The sequence below is a fragment of the Undibacterium sp. 14-3-2 genome, from assembly GCF_016595265.1.
Taxonomy (GTDB): Bacteria; Pseudomonadota; Gammaproteobacteria; order Burkholderiales; family Burkholderiaceae_D; genus Undibacterium; species Undibacterium aquatile.
The window spans coordinates 156,775-173,088 of the sequence record NZ_JAENGS010000001.1 but is presented as its reverse complement, the minus strand read 5'-3'; the positions used below and the strand labels follow the sequence as shown (position 1 = coordinate 173,088).

Annotated in this window: 13 protein-coding genes; 9 read left to right on the top strand and 4 right to left on the bottom strand. The window is 51.6% G+C overall.

Going from position 1 to position 16,314, the window contains the following annotated elements; genetic code table 11:
- Positions 1-11 precede the first annotated feature (11 nt).
- Positions 12-539, bottom strand: coding sequence for a MarR family winged helix-turn-helix transcriptional regulator (locus Undi14_RS00765; protein WP_200177545.1), 528 nt, complete (start codon positions 537-539; stop codon positions 12-14).
- A gap of 501 nt (positions 540-1,040) precedes the next feature.
- Between Undi14_RS00765 and Undi14_RS00760 the strand changes: the two genes are divergently transcribed.
- Positions 1,041-2,228 (top strand): cation:proton antiporter, encoded by a 1,188-nt coding sequence (locus tag Undi14_RS00760; RefSeq protein WP_200177544.1) that lies wholly within the window; start codon positions 1,041-1,043, stop codon positions 2,226-2,228.
- Position 2,229: 1 nt separating this feature from the next.
- On the top strand, positions 2,230-3,351 hold the full coding sequence (locus tag Undi14_RS00755; RefSeq protein WP_200177543.1) for a YbdK family carboxylate-amine ligase: 1,122 nt from the start codon (positions 2,230-2,232) through the stop codon (positions 3,349-3,351).
- 30 nt (positions 3,352-3,381) lie between these two features.
- Here the strand turns inward: Undi14_RS00755 and dinB are convergent, their stop codons facing one another.
- Positions 3,382-4,548 (bottom strand): DNA polymerase IV, encoded by a 1,167-nt coding sequence (gene dinB / locus Undi14_RS00750; RefSeq protein WP_200177542.1) that lies wholly within the window; start codon positions 4,546-4,548, stop codon positions 3,382-3,384.
- Positions 4,549-4,823: 275 nt separating this feature from the next.
- On the opposite strand from dinB, the gene Undi14_RS00745 reads away from it, so the two are divergent.
- Together Undi14_RS00745 and Undi14_RS00740 are read left to right on the top strand one after the other, a co-directional pair.
- Positions 4,824-5,303: a thioredoxin family protein gene (locus tag Undi14_RS00745; RefSeq protein ID WP_186884049.1), complete on the top strand. Its 480-nt coding sequence runs from the start codon at positions 4,824-4,826 to the stop codon at positions 5,301-5,303.
- Between the two features lie 138 nt (positions 5,304-5,441).
- Positions 5,442-7,802, top strand: a complete 2,361-nt coding sequence (locus Undi14_RS00740; protein WP_200177541.1) for a PAS domain-containing sensor histidine kinase — start codon at positions 5,442-5,444, stop codon at positions 7,800-7,802.
- Positions 7,803-7,812: 10 nt separating this feature from the next.
- Here the strand turns inward: Undi14_RS00740 and Undi14_RS00735 are convergent, their stop codons facing one another.
- Positions 7,813-8,841, bottom strand: a complete 1,029-nt coding sequence (locus Undi14_RS00735; RefSeq protein WP_200177540.1) for an AraC family transcriptional regulator ligand-binding domain-containing protein — start codon at positions 8,839-8,841, stop codon at positions 7,813-7,815.
- Positions 8,842-8,990: 149 nt separating this feature from the next.
- Here Undi14_RS00735 and Undi14_RS00730 point away from each other — a divergent pair, with 149 nt between their 5' ends.
- The 5 genes from Undi14_RS00730 (at position 8,991) to Undi14_RS00710 (ending at position 15,470) form a co-directional block, all read left to right on the top strand.
- The gene (locus tag Undi14_RS00730) at positions 8,991-10,592 is read left to right on the top strand and encodes a GMC family oxidoreductase (protein WP_200177539.1); all 1,602 of its coding nucleotides are present in this window, start codon (positions 8,991-8,993) and stop codon (positions 10,590-10,592) included.
- A 256-nt stretch (positions 10,593-10,848) separates the two neighbouring features.
- Positions 10,849-11,304: a hypothetical protein gene (locus tag Undi14_RS00725; protein WP_200177538.1), complete on the top strand. Its 456-nt coding sequence runs from the start codon at positions 10,849-10,851 to the stop codon at positions 11,302-11,304.
- Between the two features lie 276 nt (positions 11,305-11,580).
- Complete coding sequence (locus Undi14_RS00720) at positions 11,581-11,934, top strand: hypothetical protein (RefSeq protein WP_200177537.1); 354 nt, start codon at positions 11,581-11,583, stop codon at positions 11,932-11,934.
- A gap of 65 nt (positions 11,935-11,999) precedes the next feature.
- Complete coding sequence (locus Undi14_RS00715) at positions 12,000-12,380, top strand: hypothetical protein (protein WP_200177536.1); 381 nt, start codon at positions 12,000-12,002, stop codon at positions 12,378-12,380.
- 339 nt (positions 12,381-12,719) lie between these two features.
- Positions 12,720-15,470 (top strand): pitrilysin family protein, encoded by a 2,751-nt coding sequence (locus tag Undi14_RS00710; protein ID WP_200177535.1) that lies wholly within the window; start codon positions 12,720-12,722, stop codon positions 15,468-15,470.
- Between the two features lie 129 nt (positions 15,471-15,599).
- Here Undi14_RS00710 and Undi14_RS00705 read toward each other — a convergent pair whose 3' ends face one another.
- Entirely contained in the window at positions 15,600-16,241 is a 642-nt protein-coding gene (locus Undi14_RS00705; RefSeq protein WP_200177534.1) for a DUF882 domain-containing protein, read from the bottom strand.
- Between the last annotated feature and the right edge of the window lie 73 nt (positions 16,242-16,314).

Below are 16,314 nucleotides of genomic sequence, written 5' to 3'. Positions count from 1 at the left end.
TATTTGTGCCGCTACATCGTAAAAGGCAGCGGTAACAATGCAAACCCTTCATCCAAAGCATCGATGCTGTCGAGCAGCCCCTGCAGCCCGCTGTTCAGTTCCCGGATTTTTTCGGTATCCAGCTGCCGCAATGCTTCTGGCAACAAACCGCGTGCCGGTCTGGGGGAACTTAAAAATACATTCATTCCTTCTTCAGTCAGACTGACTCTGACCACTCGCTGATCTTTCGGATCACGCATCTTGCTCACATAACCACGCTTCTCCAGACCGTCGAGCAAATTGCTCGCCGTGGTTTGATGAATCGCCAGCTTTGTTGCCAGCTCACCCACTCGCGAATCCGGTTCTTCATGCAGCTCCTGCATCAACCATAACTGCGCGCCATTCACACCGCATTGCTTTTCTATCCATAAGGAATGCTGTTGAGCAGCACGAATCACGATGCGCATTTTTTTTAATATTTCAAGACGCGCCTGCGCATCGCTATCGCTCTCCTCTACCGCTAAAACTTTTGCCTTTTTTGAGATGGTTTTTTTTGTCATTAAGAACCTCCAACGATTTAAAGTGTATCATATATATATTTACGCAAATATAATTTGTCAGAATGTATTTTGTGTTTTTTGTTTGTCTGGCAGTTGGTGAATCGGCTTCCATTATGTCGTGCTGGCTTTTGAGAAAACGAATATGTCTGTTCCGGCATCCCTTTCACCGCAGCGACGAGGTAGTCAGCGCAACGCTCGTCAGACCATATTGCAATCTGCTGCCATCTATTAACTTTAAATTCTGTTGTACCCGCCTGAGCATCTCTGTTTAACTGGCTAAACCAAAGCAACTGCACCTCACTGGCTGGACTCCCGATACAAATCTGTACCGGCCCAGGTAACGTTCAGGTCAACAGACACTGAACATCTGCGGCTTCAGCGACAAGCTGATCCGCACATATCTTGTCGCGGGAAACACGGTGACTTTCTCTGCGCATCCATACCTGAACATTTGTTCAGCGAAGTGATGCGATCAACATAAAACATCAGAAAGGCGGAAGCATGCCCGACATCAATTTTATGACTCCCGAACTCATGTGGCCTTTAGCAATTGCCCTTACGTGGCTGGCTGGGGAATTTCTGTATCGCTGGACTGGCTTACCCCGTATCAGCAGCTATGGCTTATGTGGCTTCGCTCTGGCTAACGTGCAATGGGGCATCTTAACGCTGCCGGATAACAGCTCCATACTGCTGATGGCCAATGTTGCCTTCGGCTTGATTCTGTTTGAATTTGGCTATCGGATTAATTTACGCTGGTCGCGTACCAATCCCTGGATAGGTATGACTGGGGTGCTCGAATCAGGCTTGACCTTTATCGTCGTGTTCGCCATCGCGCAATGGTACGGTAGCGCCAACTTCACCGCACTGTTGCTTGCTGCCTTAGCGATGTCCACCTCGCCGGCCGGCATTCTGCGCGTCATCAACGAACAACATAGTGCAGGTCAGGTCACTGAACGGGTCTTGCATTTAACCGCGATTAATTGTGTGCTCGCAGTATTCACTTTCAAGGTAGTCGTCGCCTTCTGGATATTCCAGAGCTCCGGCAGCATCTTGCAAGCGATCACCGGCAGCCTTCAGGTATTAGTTTTATCCGCCCTGTTAGGCGCAGCGTTTGGCATTTTACTGCCGCTGGTATTACGTGAGCTTGGTAGTCTGGCGCGCGACGCAACGATCGCATTTGCCTTTGCCGTCGTCGCATTGGTGGCACTGACCCATGTCGCAAAACTTTCACCTATCCTGGCCACGCTGAGTTTTGGCCTAATGGCACGTCATCGGCGTGTGACATTGAATCAGGCGCAACGCAATTTCGGCCCGCTGGGAGACATGCTGACGGTAATGCTGTTTTTTTATGCGGCATCAACACTGGAATGGTCGCGCGTCTGGGCAGGTGCAGGCCTGGGTATTCTGCTGGTTTGCTCCCGCCTGCTCACGAAAGCGGTCGCCAGTACGGCGTTTGCTCATGTCAGTGGAATCACTTATCGCAAAGGTCTGCTGACGGGTCTGGCGCTCTCCCCCATTTCTGTTTTTGTCATTCTGATGCTGGAACAAACACGCTATCTGGGGATCGCTTTGGTCGACGAATTGACCGCATTGGCAGCGATGACCTTAATGCTGGACATTGTCGGCCCGCTGTTAACGCAACGCGCACTGATCTGGGCGCAGGAAACACCTGAACATTCGGAGAAATAACATGCCATTAGAAATATTCAACGATTCGGAAGCTTTGTCGGTTGGTGTGGAACTCGAGTTGCAATTAATCAGCTTATCGAGTTTTGATTTAACGCCTGCCAGCCCTGATTTATTACATCTCCTGAAACGCGCACCATTTCCCGGAAATGTCACTCCCGAAATTACGGAAAGCATGATAGAGATCTGTACCGATGTTCAACACAACCACAACAGTATAGAAAAGCAACTGCAAGAGATACGCGACACGCTCGTAACCGCAGCCGACCGGCTCAATATCGGCATCTGCGGCGGCGGTACGCATCCGTTTCAAAAATGGACTGACCGAAAAATTTATTCCAAGCCACGCTTTAAAGAGGTTTCCCAACTGTATGGCTATCTGGCCAAACAATTCACTATTTTCGGTCAGCACGTACATATCGGCTGCACTTCCGGCGACAACGCTTTGTTCCTATTGCATGCACTGAGCCGCTATGTTCCGCATTTCATCGCTTTATCGGCGTCATCGCCCTATGTCCAGGGTGGCGATACCCTGTTCAACTCAGCCAGGCTGAACTCGGTCTTTGCATTTCCCTTATCAGGGCGAGCGCCATTTCTATTGAAGTGGGACGATTTTGAACATCAGTATTTTGCAAAAATGGAAAAGACCGGTGTCGTCAAAAGCATGAAGGATTTTTATTGGGATATCCGCCCTAAACCTGAATACGGAACGATAGAACTCCGCGTCTGCGATACGCCGCTGACAGTGGAACGGGCGGCAGCATTGGCCGCCTATCTGCAAATGCTGTGTGCCTATTTGTTAGAAAAACGCGAAGCAGCGCCAGAAGAAGACGACTACCTTGTCTACAACTATAACCGCTTTCAGGCATGCCGCTTCGGCCTCGACGGAACCGTGGTACATCCCAAGACTTATGTCGGGTGTTCATTACGCGAAGATATTTTAACCAGCTTGCGACGCATGGAACCTTATGCTGCAACTCTCGGTAGTCAAGAAGCACTCTCGCATTTAGAACAAATTGCACACGAAGGCAACGACGCCCATTATCTTCGTCATCAATATGACGAAAGTGGTAGTACGGAAGGGATGGTCAATGCCGCAATACAACGCTTTCGTAAGGTAGTCTGATGCGCATTCATCCTGAAAGGATGACGATGATCAGTCGAACAAATCAATTTGCAATTGCTTTGTTTTGTCTTCATCCGTATCGGCTTTAGATAAACTGCTGGCCTTCACACCGAGCAATCGCAGTTTTTTATCCAAAGGTAAGCGGCGTACACACTCACCTGCATACCTGCGGATCACTTCTGCGCTTGCCGTTGTCGCGGGCAATCGGATGTCCCGGGTCGCAATACGGAAATCCGCATACCGGACCTTGATCCCTATCGTGCGACAGACATAGCCTTTGTTTCTGAGATCGTTGCTCAAGCGTTTACAGAGATCGGTAAAGATGACCGACAACGTTTCGCGGTCACGATGTGCATGCAAGTCACGCTCAAAAGTGGTCTCACGACTAATCACTTTAGGGTCCGAACTTGTTGTAATTTCCCGCTCATCAATACCGCGCGCACTGTTATACAGCCATAACGCATAATTTCGCCCGAAGGTATTCTGCAGTAATTCTGGATCAGCCTCGGCCAATTGCCCGATGGTGACGATATTCAGGCGCAGCAACTGTTCCGCTGCTTTTGGGCCGATACCATTTATTTTCTTCACAGGTAAAGGCCATATCCGCAGTGGGATATCTTCCTCATTTAAAATCGTCAAACCATTGGGTTTATCTAACTCGGAACCGATCTTGGCCAATAACTTGTTCGGCGCGACGCAAATTGAGCAGGACAAGCCCGTTGCCGCGACAACCGCTTGTTTAATTCTTGCAGCGAGCGTCGCCGACTCCTCTGGAATACCGGTCAAGTCAATATAAATTTCATCTATGCCCCGGTCTTCAATCTCAGGTGCAATGCTGGCAACGGCATTTTTGAACAACCTGGAATAATGACGATACGCATCAAAATTCGCCGGCAATAAAAAAGCATCCGGTGCTAATTGAGCTGCTTTCATCAGACCCATTGCAGAAAAAACACCAAGTGCGCGCGCCTCATATGTGGAGGTCGTCGCGACGCCGCGACCTGCATAATTTTTCAGATAAAAAAAACGGCGGCTGCCATCTTCATCAACGATTGGCGCATATTCCTGACGTCCACCGATCACAACTGGATGTCCTTTCAGTTCCGGATAGCGCAACAGCTCTACGGATGCATAAAATGCATCCATATCTAAATGCGCAATGCGGCGCGTATGAATCAACGTAGGAGTCAGCGTCATAATGACAATATCAGTGAGAAGATTTCAGCTGCGATGAACAGGACATCAGTATCCCGGTCATCTGATTTTCCCGTGCCGGATACATTTGTTGCAATCACACTGAATGAATTTTTAAGCCCGCGTACCATTGCCCTGAATATGTCTATTCTATCTGTTTTTTGTCATAAAACTGTATAAACATACAGTTAATTAAGCCTGTTTTGCGCCATATCAGCGATGACAAAGCGCAAAAATTACGTCACTATCTGAAAGTTTTCCTTTCCTGCGGCTTCAACATGAAAAAAACTTTCTCCTTTGTCTCCAGACTCATTTCCGCATGCACGATTGGTCTTGCGTTAAACCTTGCACATGCCGACGTTGCCAGACCATATGACGAAACTGCTGATGCGCCCGCCGCAGTCGCCAAAGCGCTGACGCAGGCACAGGCCAGCAACAAAAAAGTGCTGGTGATTTTCGGCGCGAACTGGTGCAAGGATTGTCTGGAGCTCGACCGTTCTATGCAAGGACAAAGCGCCGCCCTGATCGCCAGCAAATTCGTGCTGGTCAAAGTCGATGTTGGTCAGTTTGATAAAAATCTGGCGCTGGCAAACAGCTACGGCAACCCGATTAAAAAGGGTATTCCGGCCGCTGTCGTTTTAAAAGCAGATAACAGTGTCTTGTTTGCATCGAAAGGTGGTGAATTGTCGAATGCTCGCAAAATGAGTGAACAAGGCGTGTATGATTTCTTCAATCAGATCATCACGCAGCACCCGTAACATCAGGTTTCCTGCTGTCATCTGAGATACGCAGCAACGGCAGCAACAACGGCTCGCTGCCGATCATGGGCATGATATCGGTTGTGCGTTAAACACCCAATTTTCTGCACATTTTTTCTGTTTTTTTTAAGCAAGCTGATGTCTGTCACACCAACGCCACCCAACCCGGTTGCTGCAGAGATCACGGCAGCAGAGCTGAAAGCGCTGAAAGTCAGCCAAGCCTTGCTGAATAATTTCTCGCGCTTTCTGCCGGCAGTTTTTTTTCAGTATCAACGTTTTTCCGCCGAACGCTTTTGTTTCAATTATGCAAGCGAGGCGGTTGAACGTTTGTTTGAATTCAGTGCCGCAGAACTATGCACAGACGTCAATATTCTGTTCAGAAAAGTGCATCCGGCAGATTTATCTGCATTCATGCTCAGCGTCCGCACGGCGGCTGAACATCTGCACGTCTGGACGCATGAATTCCGCATCGTTCTCAAGAATGGCGAAGAGCGCTGGATGGCGGGCGAGGCCAGCCCGGAACTGCAGGCCGACGGCAGTCTGCTCTGGCATGGCTGCTTTATGGATCAGACCCGCAGCAAACAGACTGAGCGCAGCTTAATCACGGCGGAACAACAGCGGCGACTGGTCATGCAGGCCTCGAATCAGGGTTTGTACGACATCAACCTGAACACCGGCGCGGCCACCTTCAGTCCCGAATACAGCAACATGATCGAACACTCGATCGAAGAGTTTGCCGATCCGTTTGCATTCTGGGATTACTTCTGGAAGCACAGCGTGCATCCGGACGATGTTGCCGGAATAAAAGAAGCCTATCGCATCCATTTTGCCTCGAAAGGCAAAACCGATTACCACGCCGAATTCCGACAGAAAAATCGTGCAGGCGAATGGCGCTGGATTATGTCACTCGGGGCCGCTGTCGAATGGGATGAAAATCAGCGTGCCGTGCGTATCGTCGGCACCCACATCGACATTACGGAACGCAAACGCACAGAAGAACAATTGCAGCTGAATCAGGAATTGCTGCGCTCGAATAATGTCCGTTATAAAGAATTGGCGCGCGAACTGGAAATTCTGATCGCCAACGCGCCGGTAGGCATTATGTTCGTCAGCAACGGCGTCATCATCCGCGCCAATGAGGCTCTCGCCGATTTGTGCCGCTTCCCTGATGCGAAATCAATGATAGGGGTAAAAACCACTTTTCTGTACCACAACGATGAAGACTACCGCGCCTTCGGTCAGGCAGTGATACCGCGTCTCGAAGCCGATGAACTGGTAGAGCTTGAATGGTATCTGCGGCGCGCCAATGGCGAGTCATTCATGGCGCGTGTCGCTGGTCGCGCCCTGCCCGCGGAAACCTACGAAAAAGGGGCAGTCTGGATGGTCGAAGACATTACTGAACAGCGCCAGACCATGGATGCGCTGCGCGAAAGCGAAAGCCGCTTGCAGCGCATCATGAATTCCAGCCTGATCGGTATTTTGTATGGCAGTGACGGCTCCCGTCTGACGGACGTGAACCGCATGTTTTGCCAGTTGTCCGGATACTCGCGTGAAAGTCTGCTGGCAGAGCAGTTTCTGTGGCGAGTCGTGTTGTCAGAGCAGGATCAGTATCTGGTACATCAGGCATATACAGAAATGCTCAGCACCGGTACCACGGCGCCGTTCGAAGTCATGCTGCGACGTGCCGATGGTTCGGCAATACCGGTGCTGGTGGGTCTGGGTTATCTGGAAAATTCGCCGCGCGAGTGGGTCGTCTTTGTCATGGATATCAGCGAACGCCAGCGTATCAATCAGCTCAAGACGGAATTCGTGTCGATGGTCAGCCACGAACTGCGCACGCCCCTGACCTCAATCCGCGGCTCACTTGGTTTGCTGGAATCCGGCGTCGGCGGCACCTTACCTGATGCGGCCCGGCAATTGATACGGATCGCGCACAATAACAGCAAGCGCCTGGTGAATCTGGTCAACGATATTCTCGACATCGATAAACTGAACAACGGCAAAATGAATATCCGTTCTGAGCCTATCGATCTGATCGAGATGCTGCACAATGCGATGGAAGCGAACGAAGCCTACACCAGCTCGTTACGCGTCGGGCTGATCATGGAACAACAAGTGATGCAGGCCTGGAGTCTGGGTGACCACGACAGGCTGATGCAGGTGATGGCAAATCTGATCTCGAACGCGGCTAAATTCTCACCCGAAGGTGAAAGTGTGACCGTCAGAATTTATCAGGAACAGAGCCATCATCATATCGCCGTCAGTGATCGCGGCCCCGGCATTCCACTCGATTTTCAGACGCAATTATTTGAACCGTTTACGCAGGCCGACGGCACCAATACCCGTCGCCAGGGGGGAACCGGTTTAGGGCTGGCCATCACCAAAGCGCTGGTCGAAAAAATGCAGGGTGAAATCTTTTTCCTGAGTTGCCCCGGTGAAGGCTCGACATTCTGGTTCAGCTTACCGGCGTGCGTACCGCCAGCGTCTGCCATCACCTGAAATCTGGGATTCAACGCAGCTGTGTCTGCGCCTGACTCTGACGGAATTCAGCCGGGGTCTGCGTCGTCCAGCGTCTGAATGCACGCCGGAAACTGCGACTGTCGGAATAGCCGAGTTCTTCCGCAATGCGTTCCAGACTCAGGCCGGTTTGCAGTAATTGCCGCGCCCGTCCGATGCGGATAGTTTCGGCAATCTGGAAATACGAGGTTCCTTCGCGCGCCAGCAAACGATGCAAAGAACGTTCGCTGGTACCCAGGACAGATGCCGTCTGTGCCACGCTGTGCAATTCACACTGAAGCGCAGTCAGGGTGCGCAGCAGGCTTTGCCGTCCAAGCACACCAACCGCCGCCAGTTCCGCCTGACAGGCATCGTGCGAAGTATGTGCCAGCAGCGCATCCGGTTGCGGCAACGCCATTTGCAACACCTGGTTGTCGATCACAATACGACTGACATCAGCACCTGCGATCACCGGGCAGGCAAAGAATTTTTCGTACGCTGTCAGGCTCGCGCCGGGCTGCAAACGCAGTTCCGCCCTTACCAGCGGAAAGCGGCGGCCACACAATTGGCGCGCCGCATTGATGGCGGTGACCAGATGATCGACTTCCAGAAAATCCTGCAATTCCGCATCGTCGAATAAAGGCAAGGCAAGCAGTGCCGATTGTTGCGGCCCCGCTTCCAGTTGCAGATGCACCATAGAGCCGGCGATCAGTTGATAGTCGAGACCGAATTGCAAAGCCTGCGCCAGCGTTTCCTGCGCGCGCATACCGGTGGCCATCTGCCCCAGTTGCGGCAAGGCTTTGCGCGTACCGGATCGCAGCCCCAGATCAGCGCCACCGCGGTGTCGCGCCTGTAACAAGCCTTCGCGTGCCTGGGTATAATTGATGCGGTTATCGTGATGCTCGGCAAAGGCGGGAAACATATCCTGCCAACGCCAATCCTGCTCACGCGCGATCGCCAGCACTCCGCTGAACGGATGAGCAGGAAATACCGCATCTTGTACCGACAAGAGTGTTGATATGGTGGGCGCAGGCTGGTTCATCTGTGATGGTCTGACAACGTGGCAGTAAATGTCCTTACTTTAACCGAAACGGCATACTAATATCACCGTACCGTACACCGGAAAAATAAAACAACAGGCCTGACGCTGGCGATGCCATCGCGTACAGCCTCATCCAAAGAGAGAGACACATGAATAATATCAGCGACTATATTGTGGTCGGCGGTGGTTCCGGCGGTTGTGCTGTGGCCGGACGCCTGACTGAAGACCCGGATCTCAGCGTGACCGTGCTGGAAGCGGGCAGCGGTGGCGACAGTCTGGTGGTGAATACGCCCGCTGGTGTGGTTGCCATGCTGCCAGGAAAACTGAATAACTGGGCGTTTGAAACCGTGCCACAACCCGGCCTGAATGGACGCCGTGGCTATCAGCCGCGCGGCAAAATGCTGGGCGGCTCTTCCGGTCTGAATGCAATGATTTACGTGCGTGGACACCGGCAGGATTACGATCACTGGGCAGCACTGGGCAACACCGGCTGGTCGTATGACGAGGTTTTACCGTATTTCAAACGTTCAGAAAATAATGAAACCCATCATGACGCCTACCACGGCAATGCCGGGCCGCTGCATGTCAGCGAGTTGCGCACCGATAACCCGTATCAGCAATTACTGATCGAGGCGGGCAAACAGGCGGGCTTTCGCATCAATACCGATTTCAATGGTGCCGAACAGGAAGGCATAGGCTTGTATCAGCTGACCCAGCACAATGGTGAACGCTGGAGTGCATCGCGCGCGTATCTGCGGCCGCACATGGGCAAGCGGCCAAATCTGCGCGTAGAAACCGGCTGCTATGTGACCAGAATTCTGTTTGAAGGCAAGCGTGCCGTCGGCGTAGAAATGCTGCAAAACGGTCAGAAAAAAACTCTGCATGCACGGCATGAAGTATTACTCGCAGGCGGTGCTTTGCAGACCCCGCAATTGCTGATGCTGTCCGGCGTCGGCAATGCGAATGCGCTGCAAAGCATGGGAATCCCTGTGGTACACGACCTGCCCGGCGTTGGTCAGAATTTGCAGGATCATCCGGATTTCGTGTTCAAATATCGCGCGAAAAGTCTTGATCTGCTTGGCGTTTCTGCCGCTGGCAGCCTGCGTCTGCTGCGCGAACTGATGCGCTATCGCTCGCAACGGCGCGGCATGCTGACCTCGAACGGTGCCGAAGGTGGCGGCTTTCTGAAAACCGATCCGTCTTTGTCTGCGCCAGATATTCAATTACATTTCGTCATGGCGATGCTCGACGACCATGCGCGCAAATTGCATCTCGGTCATGGCTACTCGTGCCACGTTTGCCTGTTACGTCCGAAAAGCAAAGGTGAAGTCACGTTAGCCAGCCCTGATCCTATGGCAACGCCACTGATTAACCCGCGCTTTCTGGAACATCCCGACGACATGGAAGACATGTTGAAAGGTTTCAAACTCACCCGCAAACTGATGGATGCGCCAGCACTGGCGAATGCCCGCAGCAGCGATTACCAGACCGCCAATGTGCATACCGATGATGACATCCGCGCCGTCATCCGTCAGACCGCCGACACCGTGTATCACCCGGTGGGCACCTGCAAAATGGGCATAGACAACATGGCAGTGGTTGATCCAGAGTTGAAAGTGATAGGCCTGCACGGTCTGCGTATCGTCGATGCGTCGGTCATGCCCACTCTGCTGGGCGGCAATACCAATGCGCCAACCATGATGATAGGTGAGAAAGCGGCAGACATGATCAAAGCCGGACTGCGCGCCTGACCATCACCTGATATCACGTAACAAGACATAAAGGCGGCCAGCCACCATATTTATAACGCAATCGTTCGGGCACCTGATCCCGCAAGCGCGGTTTTTGTGGGGTGATGCTTTTGTCCATTTAGTTATACTGTATATTTAATCAGTATAACCAAATATAGCCAATATCCATGCGGCTTTCAAGAGGATTGCAACATGTTGACAGTTTGATCATTGACGGTTAATGTTGCAAAATGAAAATTAAAACACGTTAAGTGACATGAGCCGATTCCAAGAACTCGACGATCTGCTATCTTCCGACGAAGAAGATTATTATTATCAGGATTTGTTTCTGCACGCCGAAGAGTTAGTTGAAGAATTAGGAGAGGATGATATTTCAAGTTTGTTAGATGCATGGAGCGAGCGAGATCTTTCATGGTGTGATCGCTTTTCGCAGGCTTGTGTAGCATTGAAGCAGCCAATCCTCTTGAGATTAATCGAAAGAGCTATTGTCTCAAGCCAAAAAATTTCGCCAACACTTGGGCTAATGACGCGCCTCCCGAAACAAGCAGATCAGTCAGAGTTTTATCTTTTGCTTTTGAATTATTTTGAAAAGATATGGCACGAGCATCCCGAGTGTCATCGCCAAGTTCAAATGTGCGCATGGAGTTGCGGCCTCTCTGGTCGACTATTGAAAAGGTTGAGCTACGTATCTTGGAAGGACGCTGGCCTATGATAAAGTACGATGTATCACTTAACAAATCAATCGACCCTGACCGCGTTGCGGCCGGTCATCTCAAACGTTAGCAGGCACAAAAGGGAGAGAGATTGATGGCGAATAAATTTCTTGGCACGGACGGGCAGTATCACTCCGTTGGCTCATTTATTGGAGTAGATGGAAAATACCATCCCCAAGGTTCATTTCTGGGTACCGATGGCCGGTATCACCCCGCAGGTTCATTTCTCGGGTTAGACGGGAAATATCACCGGAAGGGTGAGACTCTGGGGTTGGATGGAAAATATCATCCAGGTAGCAATTTTCTCGGACAAGACGGGACATATCACGCGGCCGGATCATTCCTCGGCAAAGACGGAAAGTACCATCCCGCCGGTGCCTTCCTCGGACAAGATGGGCGATACCACCCGCAAGGTTCTTTCCTGGGCCAGGACGGGCTCTATCACTATGCCGGGTCATTCCTCGGACAAGACGGTCGGTATCACATTGCCGGGGCGTTCCTGGGTACGGACGGCCGCTATCACCCCGCTGGTTCATTTCTGGGTGTTCATGGTCAATATGTTGAGCCGGATGGCGCAGCGGATATGGAAAGAAGCACTCAGCGTGGTGTGGATTGCTAGTGCCTGCTAACCGGTCGCTCGACCCGACGTCCCTCGGCAAGCCTCGGTCCGCGGGTCAGCTTCAACGTTAGGCATATGAGTCAAAGCCTCAGGCTCGGCCTGTTCTACTTCAGAAACGACGATGTCGTGCTGCTCTCCGCGTCCTCAAAGGATCTTTCGCTGTTGGCTGATCGTATTGAGCAGGCCATCGAAAGAGGCCAGTTTGTTTTTCCGGTTCACGAAATAGCCAAAGTGGCCGCGCAAAAGCCAGCGAAGCTTTACGCATCATCAAGCTCTTCAGGCGTCAAAGAAGAAAATGCATTCTGGTGGAAGTGCACCGATGCAACGGTCGAGAAGCTCAGAGCTACCGCCACAAGATCAAGTGAGCAATACTTTGATGTAACGGGCAGCACACCTTTTCTTATGATTACATGCTCCGATTACTACAACGAGCAGTGGTGGCAAAGATATGGCTAACAATTATGTCGAGAGGGGCCGCCCACAAGTAATGCTTGTGGATGGCATAGCTGCTTGCCGGGAGATGTCATCTAAGTCTCCCAAAAGTTCAGAATTAGATGAACAAAATTCAGAGTTAAGTGAATTTCGACACACAGTCAGCCGCAAAATAATTTTGCTTGCGGACATCATTCCACCGATTATTATTGCCATTTATTGCTATTATTATCATTTAATCAGGATACTCCCCCTCTGATTAAATAAAACCGCTCAGTTGTCAGCATATTTAAAGGACGTGTGCAACATACTCCACCCAGTATATTTCACACCTGTTTTGTCGTTTCTGCTATCAGGATCACTATGTCATCTCGTTCTGCTGCATTTCCGTTTTCACTCACGCCGGTACTGCGCGCGCTGGTTCTGGGCGGTGCCATTCTGTTCACCACGCCCGCCGTACTGGCCGATGCGCTGCCGAAAGGCGTGAGCCAGATCACCAGTGTCGAAGGTCTGACCGAATATCGTCTGCCGAACGGCCTGCGGGTATTGCTGATGCCGGATGCGACCAAGCCCACCGTCACCGTTAACATGACTTATCTGGTTGGCTCGCGTCATGAAAATTATGGCGAAACCGGGATGGCGCATTTGCTCGAACATCTGTTATTCAAAGGCACGCCGGCGAATCCGAAAATCGACGATGAATTCAACAAGCGCGGCATGCGATCGAACGGCACGACCTCGCTCGACCGCACCAATTATTTTGAATTGTTCAAAGCCGACGATGACAATCTGAAATGGGCGCTGACGATGGAAGCTGATCGCATGGTCAATTCCTTCATCGCGAAAAAAGATCTCGATACCGAAATGAGCGTCGTGCGTAACGAATATGAACGCGGCGAAAATTCACCCGGCAATGTCTTGCAAAAGCGCATGCAAAGCGTTGCCTATGACTGGCACAACTACGGCAATTCGACGATAGGCAATCGCAGCGATATCGAAAACGTCAAAATTGAAAACCTGCAGGCGTTTTATCGCATGTACTACCAGCCGGATAATGCGGTGCTGCTGGTCGCCGGTAAATTCGATACCGATAAAGTGTTGCAATGGATCAGCGCTGCGTTCGGAAAAATCGCTAAGCCAACGCGTACACTGCCGCAATTCTGGACTACCGAACCGACGCAGGATGGCGAACGCAGTTTCGTCGTGCGCCGCAGCGGTGATATTCAGATCGTCTTGCTCGGCTATAAAGTCCCTGCGAGTCTGCATAGCGACCGCAACGATATTAGTTTTGCGGGTAGTATTCTGACCAGCGCACCACATGGTCGTCTGCATAAACAACTGGTGGAAACCGGCAAAGTGGTGCAGGTATTTTCCGGCGGTGCCGGGGCGGTAGCGCCAGGCCTGATGACGATAGGTGCGATAGTCAAAAAAGGCGAATCCGTCGATGCCGCCAAAGAGGCTCTGCTGGCAGGAATCGAGGACTTTAAAAATAATCCGCCGAACAAAGAAGAAATCGACAGAATCAAACGCGATACGGCCAATGCGTTTGAAAAAATGCTGAACAACCACGAAGCCATCGGTATCAGTATGTCGGAATTCGTCGCCATAGGCGACTGGCGCTATCTGTTCAAAGTGCGTGATTCGGTTGATGCGATCACAGCCGAGCGCGTCGCTGCTGCCGCAAAACGTTATCTGGTGCGCGACAACCGCACCATCGGCATGTTCATTCCAGAAGACAAGCCACAACGCGCCGAGATTCCGGTAGCGCCGGACATGGCCGAGGTGATGAAAGACTTCAAACCCAAGCCATCCACGCTGAGTGGTGAGGCGTTTGATTCTTCTCCGGCGAATATTGATCAGCGTACGCAAGTTAGCAAAGCCGGTAATCTGCAAATCGCACTACTGCCTAAGAAAACACGCGGCGAAACCGTGAATGTCGCGCTGAACCTGCATTGGGGCGATGAAACCAGCCTGCGTGGCAAAGCCATCGTCAGCGGCATCACCGCTGGCTTGTTAGGCACTGGCACCAGCAAATACAGCCGCGCCCAGCTCTCTGATGAAATGTCAAAACTCAAAATGAGCGGCGGCATCTTCTCATTCCAGACCACCAAAGCCAATCTGCCTGGGGCACTGGCGCTGGTAGCGCATGTGCTGCGTGAAGCCAGTTTTCCGGAAAACGAATTTACTCAGGCCAAAGAACGTGGTCTGGTGGGTCTGGAAGCTTCGCGCAAAGAGCCAGGCAGCATACTCTCGCGTGAAATGTCGCAGTATTTCAATCCGTATCCGAAAGGCGATTATCGCGAAGCAAAAACACTTGATGAGGCTATCGCTGATTTCAAGGCAGTGAAACTCGATGATGTGAAAGCCTATTACAAAGAATTCTACGGTGCGTCCAAAGGCGAGTTGTCCGTCGTCGGTGATTTCGATGCCGACAGTACCAAAGCTGTGATCGCACAGATGTTTGATGGCTGGGTCAGCAAAGCACCGTACACCCGCATGGTCAGCAAACGTCTTGATCCACCGGCGATACGCAAAGTGTTCAACACACCGGACAAGGAAAATGCGGTTTACAGCAGCAAAATGACGCTGGCTTTGCGCGAGGATGATGCTGATTATCCAGCGCTGAGTATCGCCAACTATATCTTCGGCGGCGCCGGTCTGAATTCACGTCTGATGGAGCGCATACGCCAGAAAGATGGTCTGTCGTATGGCGGCGGCTCCAGCCTGAGTGCGGGCGATATCGACCCGGTCGGCAGTTTCGGCATCAGCGCGACAGCAGCGCCGCAGAATATGGAAAAACTGGAAAAGGCGATACAGGAAGAACTTAGCAAAGCACTGAAAGACGGTTTCACTGCGGAAGAACTCGCTAAAGCAAAATCCGGTATTCTGCAAAAACGTCAGCAAAGTCGCACCAGCGACGCAGGTATCGCCGGTGGCTGGAATCACTATCTGTACCGTCAGCGTAACTGGTCTTATGCTCAGGCGATGGATGACAAAATCCAGGCGCTGACGCTGGAACAGGTGAACGCGGCGTTCCGTCGCTATATCGATCCGTCAAAAATCAGCACGTTTATTGCGCTGGACGAGGTCAAGGCAAAAGCACCTGCGAAGTAAGCTGCAACAATAAAAAATCCCGGTACAGACCACCATTGTCTGTACCGGGATTTTTTTTAAACTGTGACGATTGCATTCAGGCAGCCAGACGCTATCGTTGTTGCTATCTTTGTCGCTATCAGCCTTGTTTCAGCCTTTCCAGCTGCGCTGCAAACCGGTGTCGGTATGGATCCAGCCACCGTTTGCCGTAGCACGATAATAAAAGCCGACGCCGCCCTGACGGAAACTGCTGATCAGACCGCCCAGCACTTCTTCATGCAACTGTGAAATGCGGATGTCGGCCGCCTTGCCATCCATGTGCAAGGATTTACGCGCAGCCGGCACCCCCTGTTCTATAAGGCGTTTATTCGATTCCGGCGTGCGGTAGCCGGACAAAATCTCCAGCGGCTTGGTCATACCGAAACGCGCGATATAGGCTTGTGTCGCCCACAGCGTTTCAAGTAATTTCGGGTCCATCGGTGCCGATTTTTTGCCGTTCACATCGCGCAGTAAGTGACACAATTCCTGATACGCGGAATCAATCATCTCGCCGTCTTTCCAGTACAGTAATTTGCTGCGCTCGCCGGATTGTGGCCGCACCAGATCGAGCGTGCGCGGCTTGACCCAGAAATCCAGATCGAGTGCCTGTGAATCGAATAAATCCGGCGGCGGTGCTAATTGCGCAGATTTTCCGGCGTTGCTGTCATTGCCATGTGCGAAGGCCGTTTCACGAAATAAACCAAGTGTGGTCAGAACTAAACTACTTTTGAGTATGTGGCGGCGGGTTGTCATGAGCCTGATAAATCCGTTGGTGAAGTTCTTAGAACTCATTTCATCAATAGGGATGAGTTCTATATAGTGTACT

Excerpts from the sequence above, each read along its gene's own strand:
- Undi14_RS00765 (WP_200177545.1), bottom strand. The coding sequence starts at position 539 with ATGACAAAAAAAACCATCTCAAAAAAGGCAAAAGTTTTAGCGGTAGAG.
- Undi14_RS00760 (WP_200177544.1), top strand. The coding sequence starts at position 1,041 with ATGCCCGACATCAATTTTATGACTCCCGAACTCATGTGGCCTTTAGCA.
- Undi14_RS00755 (WP_200177543.1), top strand. The coding sequence starts at position 2,230 with ATGCCATTAGAAATATTCAACGATTCGGAAGCTTTGTCGGTTGGTGTG.
- dinB (WP_200177542.1), bottom strand. The coding sequence starts at position 4,548 with ATGACGCTGACTCCTACGTTGATTCATACGCGCCGCATTGCGCATTTA.
- Undi14_RS00745 (WP_186884049.1), top strand. The coding sequence starts at position 4,824 with ATGAAAAAAACTTTCTCCTTTGTCTCCAGACTCATTTCCGCATGCACG.
- Undi14_RS00740 (WP_200177541.1), top strand. The coding sequence starts at position 5,442 with ATGTCTGTCACACCAACGCCACCCAACCCGGTTGCTGCAGAGATCACG.
- Undi14_RS00735 (WP_200177540.1), bottom strand. The coding sequence starts at position 8,841 with ATGAACCAGCCTGCGCCCACCATATCAACACTCTTGTCGGTACAAGAT.
- Undi14_RS00730 (WP_200177539.1), top strand. The coding sequence starts at position 8,991 with ATGAATAATATCAGCGACTATATTGTGGTCGGCGGTGGTTCCGGCGGT.
- Undi14_RS00725 (WP_200177538.1), top strand. The coding sequence starts at position 10,849 with ATGAGCCGATTCCAAGAACTCGACGATCTGCTATCTTCCGACGAAGAA.
- Undi14_RS00720 (WP_200177537.1), top strand. The coding sequence starts at position 11,581 with ATGGAAAATATCATCCAGGTAGCAATTTTCTCGGACAAGACGGGACAT.
- Undi14_RS00715 (WP_200177536.1), top strand. The coding sequence starts at position 12,000 with ATGAGTCAAAGCCTCAGGCTCGGCCTGTTCTACTTCAGAAACGACGAT.
- Undi14_RS00710 (WP_200177535.1), top strand. The coding sequence starts at position 12,720 with ATGTCATCTCGTTCTGCTGCATTTCCGTTTTCACTCACGCCGGTACTG.
- Undi14_RS00705 (WP_200177534.1), bottom strand. The coding sequence starts at position 16,241 with ATGACAACCCGCCGCCACATACTCAAAAGTAGTTTAGTTCTGACCACA.